Here is a 7,500-nt window from a genome sequence, read left to right on the forward strand (position 1 = left end):
CCAAGCGACTGTTTAGCAAAAACACAGGTCTCTGCGAAGCCGTAAGGCGAAGTATAGGGGCTGACACCTGCCCGGTGCTGGAAGGTTAAGGAGAGGGGTTAGCGTAAGCGAAGCTCTGAACTGAAGCCCCAGTAAACGGCGGCCGTAACTATAACGGTCCTAAGGTAGCGAAATTCCTTGTCGGGTAAGTTCCGACCCGCACGAAAGGTGTAACGATTTGGGCACTGTCTCAACCAGAGACTCGGTGAAATTATAGTACCTGTGAAGATGCAGGTTACCCGCGACAGGACGGAAAGACCCCGTGGAGCTTTACTGTAGCCTGATATTGAATTTTGGTACAGTTTGTACAGGATAGGCGGGAGCCATTGAAACCGGAGCGCTAGCTTCGGTGGAGGCGCTGGTGGGATACCGCCCTGACTGTATTGAAATTCTAACCTACGGGTCTTATCGACCCGGGAGACAGTGTCAGGTGGGCAGTTTGACTGGGGCGGTCGCCTCCTAAAGTGTAACGGAGGCGCCCAAAGGTTCCCTCAGAATGGTTGGAAATCATTCGTAGAGTGCAAAGGCATAAGGGAGCTTGACTGCGAGACCTACAAGTCGAGCAGGGACGAAAGTCGGGCTTAGTGATCCGGTGGTTCCGCATGGAAGGGCCATCGCTCAACGGATAAAAGCTACCCCGGGGATAACAGGCTTATCTCCCCCAAGAGTCCACATCGACGGGGAGGTTTGGCACCTCGATGTCGGCTCATCGCATCCTGGGGCTGTAGTCGGTCCCAAGGGTTGGGCTGTTCGCCCATTAAAGCGGTACGCGAGCTGGGTTCAGAACGTCGTGAGACAGTTCGGTCCCTATCCGTCGTGGGCGTAGGAAATTTGAGAGGAGCTGTCCTTAGTACGAGAGGACCGGGATGGACGCACCGCTGGTGTACCAGTTGTTCTGCCAAGGGCATAGCTGGGTAGCTATGTGCGGAAGGGATAAGTGCTGAAAGCATCTAAGCATGAAGCCCCCCTCAAGATGAGATTTCCCATAGCGTAAGCTAGTAAGATCCCTGAAAGATGATCAGGTTGATAGGTTCGAGGTGGAAGCATGGTGACATGTGGAGCTGACGAATACTAATAGATCGAGGACTTAACCATATAATATGAAGCAAATGTTATCTAGTTTTGAAGGAATATACCTTCATCAGTTTGGTGATGATGGCAGAGAGGTCACACCCGTTCCCATACCGAACACGGAAGTTAAGCTCTCTAGCGCCGATGGTAGTTGGGACCTTGTCCCTGTGAGAGTAGGACGTTGCCAAGCAACTTTAAGACGAGTCAGAATGACTCGTCTTTTTTGTGTTTAATAAAATAAGCTTGTTATCTATGGTTCAAGAAACCTATGGATAACAAGCTTATTTGTTTAAAGGTAAGTGTATTTATATAGAATGGTTATTTATTATAGCTTCACTTTGTTTTTTACATCGATAAGCTCAAAACGTTCGCAAACAAGCAGCATATCTTCAGAAAAACTAAGGCCAAGTTCATTCAGTTCCTTCGTAAAGAACTGAATATGGGTGTCCCTCCAGTAAGTATAAGTACGATCGCCTTCACCTTCAGCAATAGCGAAATCCTCGTTTACTTTATTCATTGGTGTTACAGTTACTTCTATTGCCTTAATGATAGCTACAGGTTCATCTTGGCTATTGAGTATAACACTATAATCATTAGTTGTCGGTAGCGGTTCATTTTCCAATTCATAAAAAATATGTCCGGAACATGTTGCGGTTTTCACACCATCAATGACTAGTTTAGCGAGATAATCAGGAGAATCACCAAATTGCCAAGCTGTAACAGATTTCGGTTTTTCATTGTTCCCCCAATAAGTATCCCAATATGTTTGTGCTAATGGATTCATTTGTATTTTTACCTCACTTTAGCTAAAGTTGATTTTCTTTATAAACCCTGGACAATTTGCTTATTTGTAATAGCTTTGTAGTCATTTGAAATTTGTATTACGGATTAATAAAGGTAATACGCTGAATGAATAGGGTTTGTAAACACGTTCTGTCCATTTATGGCCATTATTCTTGTAGACGCCCATAGTAATAGACGGGATGTTTAATTTGCGGATTATTTCATATGGTAATGGATATAGTTGTTATGTAGTCTATTTGTGATTTGTGCTGCAATAAAATTAGGGTTAATGCCAGACAATGTATCGCCTACGTGTACTTCTCTTCCGTAAATATAGAAAAAAGGAAGAAGCTTGCTAGCAGTACCTGTATAAATGTAGCGCTGAGTATCTCCAGCATATAAAAGTGTTATAAAATCATTGTTAATGGCCAAACGATACTGTAATTGTTTTTCTTGCTTTAGTCTTTCGAATTCGGTTAAGGCAGAGATAATCCCACGATGTTCTCCTTCTTTATCTCCAATGAATAAGAGTAGTAGATCTCCTTTGATTAAATGCATATGTTCTGAGAAGTATAGTAGTATATTGGCTAGATGAATCGTAGCACCGCTTTTCATATCAAGAGAACCACGGCCAAACAACCACTCTCCAGATTTTGCGTCGGTTTGAACATTTGTATCACTTTTGTAGATTTGAAAATGTTTTTGGAGTGTGTCAGGAGAGAAAGCATGTTCTTTTAACGATCCGAAATCTTCAATACCGACTGTATCTAGATGTGAATGATAAATGATAGTTGAGGGGGAGTCGTTTTCTCCTTTTACAATTGCAAATACATTTTTTCTACCTATTGGATCACGAGGTACATGTTAAATCCATATGTGTTCAGGATACTTTTGAAAATAAGAGAAGCTTTTTAAAATATTATATAGTTCATCTATAATACTAACTTCGCGAATGGTACCGTTAATACTATTAAATGAAACTAAATGCTTTGTTAGTAGCTCAACTTGTTCTTCTAATGGTAAAGCTGGTAGTATTACACCGTGTTAGAACGTTCGTTCTAACACGGTGTAATAGGTACATACAATCAATTGAGGTACTTATTTTGAGTTTAGTATATGCGTTTAAAGGAGAAATGCTATTACTAGGCTTGGGTTTCAAGTATAGCTTTTGATTTTACATATTTTAATGATTAGTTCAAAGAATATTCAGATTATTAATAGTGGTGTATTACCAATATGCCATATTGAAGTGAGTAATACTAGAGGTGAAATAGATAAAAACCGATATTCCAATTTCGATATCGGTTAATAATATGTGACTTATATGAATCTATAGCAATACGAAAAACGTAAATAAGATAGCCAATAAAATACGATAATATGCAAAAGGTTTTAGACCTATCTTCTCTAAAAGCTTCAGAAAAGTTACTACTGCTAGCATTGCTACTATAAAAGAGGTAATGAATCCTACCGCAAACATAGGAATATCATCTACACTTAAATACTTCCAACTTTTTAATAAGTCTAACCCTGTAGCTCCGACCATTACAGGAATGGCAATGAGAAAAGAGAACTCAGATGCAGCCTTATAATTTACTTTTGCTAATAGCCCTCCAGAAATAGTAGAGCCCGCTCTAGAGAAGCCAGGATATACTGCTAAGCATTGGAATAATCCAATTGTTAATGCTTGACGGTATGTTAAATCATCTAGTGAAAAAGAGGTTGCCTCTGCCTTTTTTACTTCTGCAAAAATCATAAGAATTGCTCCTGCTACAAGTCCAATTACGACAGTATACGGCTGAAATAAGTATGTTTTAATAACATCATGTAGTAGTAAACCAGCAACTACTGCCGGAAATACGCCAAGAAATACATGGAATGCGTTGAATTTTTTCTCTTTCTGTAGAAGAGGTTTAATATTACATAAAGAAACAAGGCGTTTATGATATAAAATAGCGATAGCTAAAATCGCTCCTAACTGTATGACAATTTCAAACGTTTTTGCTCTTTCTCCTTCAAAACCTAATAAATGTCCGACTAATATAAGATGGCCAGTAGAGGAGATAGGTAAAAATTCAGCTAAGCCTTCTACAATTCCAAGTATGAAGGCAATGATGATATCGCTCATAGTTTCACTCCTATAAATTAATGAATATCTACTCTTTTAAAGTAGAATAGTGTTGTAATAAATCCGAAAATAGCTGTTACTGCAATGATGATATAAGAATACTCTGGTGGATAAGTCGGTTGTAATTCGTTATTTGCTATATCTAGAGTAGCGGTCCATGGGAATAGGTCTTTATGTTTTGAATTTACGATCATAAGGTTAGTCATTGTAATAATGATTGTTAATATAATAGGCGGTACATAGGTCTTCATTACAAGAGTTAGTAGTACAATAGGTGAAGACAAAAGAAAGAGAAGTCCACCACATATCAAAAATTTTACGAGAGAGCCTAAAAGTAAGGTGATACTAAATCCAGGGAAGCTACCTATTAGCCCTAATAATAAAGTTAGCGCCCAAGCAACTAAAGTTAGCATCATGATCCAAAGGAATAGAAGGATAAACTTACTTATAATAAAGCTAATACGTGATACTGGGATAGTTAGCAAGTTTTTTAATGTATCTTCTGTGTATTCACGGGTAAATAGATAAGCAATTACAACTCCATATAAGGGGAATCCTATAACTAAAGTAGTATACAAGTTAACTTCAGTGAATAATTGATGGAACAAAATAGTTGGAGTAGGCTGTTTTGTCTTTATGTGTATATAAGACGCTACAACCACTAAGAAAGGTGCGACACCAGCCCCGATAATACTAATCAAAAACATATTAGAACGTTTTAACTTTAATAGTTCTGTATAGAGTAGATTAACCAATTGTTCCACCTCCAACTAGTTTAGTGAAATAATCTTCTAATCTGTCTTCACTCATCATCATTTTTAATACTTCAACATCGTTAAGAACGAACGTTCTGTTGATGTGTCCTTGCTGTCCAAAATGAGAGTAAATGCGAATATTCCCTTCATCATGTACTTCATAATCAAAAATTTGAAAATGATTTTCTAATAGCATCGCAGCTTTATTATCATTATTTACTTGGAATTCTATGTACTTACGATTGGCTTTACGCAGTGTATCAAGAGAAACTTCTTCTAATAACCTTCCTTCATGAATAATTCCCATACGATCGACTAGTTGTTCCACCTCAGCTAATATATGACTAGAAATGAGTATCGTTATATTTCTTTCTTGAGCTAAAGATTTAATGAGTTTTCGCATTTCTTTAATACCGATTGGATCTAGTCCGTTAGTTGGTTCATCTAGTATGAGTAGTTCAGGATAATGGAGAAGAGCACGTGCAATTCCTAAGCGTTGCTTCATTCCTAAAGAGTATTTTCCTACTAATTTTTTTGTTTCGTGATGCAAGCCTACAATTTCTAATACTTCTTCAATTGCATTCCTTTTGTGAACTCCAATTATCTTTGCATTAATTAATAAGTTCTCTCTTGCATTTAAGTTTTCATAAAACCCAGGAACTTCAACGATAGAACCAATTCTTCTTAAAATGTCTTTTTGATTCCGAAGTAAATCCCCACCGAATATTTCTATATTTCCACTTGTAGGTTTTATAAGACTAAGCAACATACGGATTGTAGTTGTTTTCCCAGCACCGTTACGCCCTATGAATCCATAAATCTCTCCTTGCTGTACATTCATATTTAGATTATCTACTGATTTTTGGGTCCCATAAACTTTAGTAAGGTTTGTCGTTTTTATAATTGTATTTATAGTGGGTACCTACTTTCTATAAGTTCTTAATTACATAATAAAAAGGAAGGTTTAACTGCATATTAATCATTTCTTAACTATTTCTTAAAAGTAGTGTGTTTTGGGACAGAAAAACCAAAAGTAGTTCGTTCCCAGGGAATACTGTCAACCCATATATGCCCACCATTTTTTTCAACGAGCGCTTTAGAAATAGAAAGTCCGAGGCCACTACCACCATAAGAAGGATTTCTTGATTGTTCGCTTCGGTACATCCGCTTAAATACGTTTTGTAAATCATGTTTTGGAATACCAGGTCCCTTGTCCCAAATAAGAAGCTTATATTCTGTATTGGTTTCTAGTAGTTCGACTCCTACTATTTTCCCAGTTTTTCCGTAATGAATAGCATTTTTAATTAGATTACCTATAATTCGTATAAGGCTAAGGTGATCTGCAATAATAGGAGAAGTAGCTTCTGGTATGAGAACTTGTAGTTCAATGTTATGTTTTGATAGCTCGGGTAAAAATTCGATTAATACTTCTCTAGTAACTTCGGAAAAATCGAGTTCTTCTTCTTTTAATGGGAATTCATCAGCATCTAGCTTGGCCATATTAAAGATTGCATCGACTAGATGTTTTAAGTCATTCGATTTCTTATAAAGTATTTCAAGATATTCTTGCTTTTCTACTTCAGAAGCAGCGACATCATCTTTTAAAGCATCAATATATCCAATAATAGAAGTGAGTGGTGTTCGGATATCATGTGAGATATTGGATAAAAGTTGTTTTCTAGCTTCTTGGGATGTCCTCGCTTCGATCTGACCCTGTTCTAATTCAGCTATTAATTCGTTTATTGAAAACACAATGTTATGTAATGAGCGGTCATTGTTTGTGAATAACCTCGTTTGTAAATTTCCTTTACGTGCACGACTTAATTTAGTGGCCATTGATTTGCAACTTTGAATAAATTGTATTCTTGAAAAGAAGAGATATATTGTAATTAAGATAAGAGTAATAAATAAAGGTATTTTTATTTTTGGGCCCATGTGTATATTTAAAAGCCCACAAATGATAAGTTGTAATGAAATAAGGAAGAGGATCTTATCATTCTTCAACTTTTTCACCTACAAACTTATAACCAATTCCCCATACAGTTTGAATGAATTTTGGGTTGGAAGGATCGATTTCTATTTTCTTTCTAAGTTTTCTAATATGTACCATAACGGTATTGTCATCTTCTATATAATTATCGTCCCACACATTTCGGAAGAGCTGTGTTTTTGTAAATACTTGCCCTGGGTTTGAAGTAAAGAATTTTAATAGTTCAAGTTCTTTTCCAGTTAAGTTGATTTCTTTTTCGTTCGTATGAACTGTGTATTTATTTAAATCGATAGTTAGTCCTTTAAAAGCTAAAGTTGTTTTCTCTTGTACATTAGTGTTACTTCCAAGAACTAAAAAACGTCGCATAAGAGCCTTTACTCGTGCAACCACTTCGTGAATACTGAAAGGCTTCGTAATATAATCATCAGCACCGATGCTTAAGCCCAAAATTTTATCAACTTCGTGATCTTTAGCAGTTAGCATTAATATAGGAATGTTAGTTGTATCTCTAAGCTTTCTACATACTTCGATCCCATCTACTTTCGGCATCATAAGATCTAATATAACGAGGTTATAGTTGTTTTGATTAAATAAGTGCAGTGCCTCTTCACCGTTGATTGCAGTATCTACTATGTATAACTCTCGTTCTAAATATCTTTTTAATAAATCTCGGATTTCTTTATCATCGTCTGCTATAAGAATACATATATCTTTCATATCGTCACCTGCTTCTA

At 36.8% G+C, this 7,500-nt stretch carries 7 protein-coding genes and 2 rRNA genes (1 of these 9 running past the window's edge); 2 read left to right on the plus strand and 7 right to left on the minus strand.

Features of this window, described 5'->3' with window-relative positions; translation table 11 throughout:
• Both QUF93_RS03995 and rrf read left to right on the plus strand, forming a co-directional pair.
• Positions 1-1,134: ribosomal RNA gene (locus QUF93_RS03995) — 23S ribosomal RNA — on the plus strand (it extends 1,788 nt beyond the left edge of the window).
• A gap of 50 nt (positions 1,135-1,184) precedes the next feature.
• Positions 1,185-1,300, plus strand: a 5S ribosomal RNA gene (gene rrf, locus QUF93_RS04000).
• Positions 1,301-1,435: 135 nt separating this feature from the next.
• Here the strand turns inward: rrf and QUF93_RS04005 are convergent.
• The 7 genes from QUF93_RS04005 to QUF93_RS04035 form a co-directional block, all read right to left on the minus strand.
• The gene (locus QUF93_RS04005) at positions 1,436-1,894 is read right to left on the minus strand and encodes an ASCH domain-containing protein (protein WP_289357927.1); all 459 of its coding nucleotides are present in this window, start codon (positions 1,892-1,894) and stop codon (positions 1,436-1,438) included.
• 215 nt (positions 1,895-2,109) lie between these two features.
• The gene (locus QUF93_RS04010; protein WP_289357928.1) at positions 2,110-2,532 is read right to left on the minus strand and encodes a hypothetical protein; all 423 of its coding nucleotides are present in this window, start codon (positions 2,530-2,532) and stop codon (positions 2,110-2,112) included.
• A gap of 691 nt (positions 2,533-3,223) precedes the next feature.
• Positions 3,224-4,021, minus strand: coding sequence for an undecaprenyl-diphosphate phosphatase UppP (uppP, locus tag QUF93_RS04015; protein WP_289357929.1), 798 nt, complete (start codon positions 4,019-4,021; stop codon positions 3,224-3,226).
• 17 nt (positions 4,022-4,038) lie between these two features.
• Positions 4,039-4,776, minus strand: coding sequence for an ABC transporter permease (locus QUF93_RS04020; protein ID WP_289357930.1), 738 nt, complete (start codon positions 4,774-4,776; stop codon positions 4,039-4,041).
• Positions 4,769-5,689, minus strand: coding sequence for an ABC transporter ATP-binding protein (locus QUF93_RS04025; protein ID WP_289360955.1), 921 nt, complete (start codon positions 5,687-5,689; stop codon positions 4,769-4,771). Before QUF93_RS04025 ends, QUF93_RS04020 begins: the two co-directional genes overlap by 8 nt.
• Before the next feature lie 77 nt (positions 5,690-5,766).
• Positions 5,767-6,780, minus strand: a complete 1,014-nt coding sequence (locus QUF93_RS04030) for a sensor histidine kinase (protein ID WP_289357931.1) — start codon at positions 6,778-6,780, stop codon at positions 5,767-5,769.
• The gene (locus QUF93_RS04035; RefSeq protein WP_289357932.1) at positions 6,770-7,483 is read right to left on the minus strand and encodes a response regulator transcription factor; all 714 of its coding nucleotides are present in this window, start codon (positions 7,481-7,483) and stop codon (positions 6,770-6,772) included. The genes QUF93_RS04030 and QUF93_RS04035 overlap by 11 nt, the downstream gene beginning before the upstream one ends.
• Positions 7,484-7,500 lie beyond the last annotated feature (17 nt).

It is taken from the genome of Bacillus hominis (assembly GCF_030348325.1).
GTDB classification, from domain to species: domain Bacteria; phylum Bacillota; class Bacilli; order Bacillales; family Bacillaceae_G; genus Bacillus_A; species Bacillus_A hominis.

Excerpts from the sequence above, each read along its gene's own strand:
- QUF93_RS04005 (WP_289357927.1), bottom strand. The coding sequence starts at position 1,894 with ATGAATCCATTAGCACAAACATATTGGGATACTTATTGGGGGAACAAT.
- uppP (WP_289357929.1), bottom strand. The coding sequence starts at position 4,021 with ATGAGCGATATCATCATTGCCTTCATACTTGGAATTGTAGAAGGCTTA.
- QUF93_RS04035 (WP_289357932.1), bottom strand. The coding sequence starts at position 7,483 with ATGAAAGATATATGTATTCTTATAGCAGACGATGATAAAGAAATCCGA.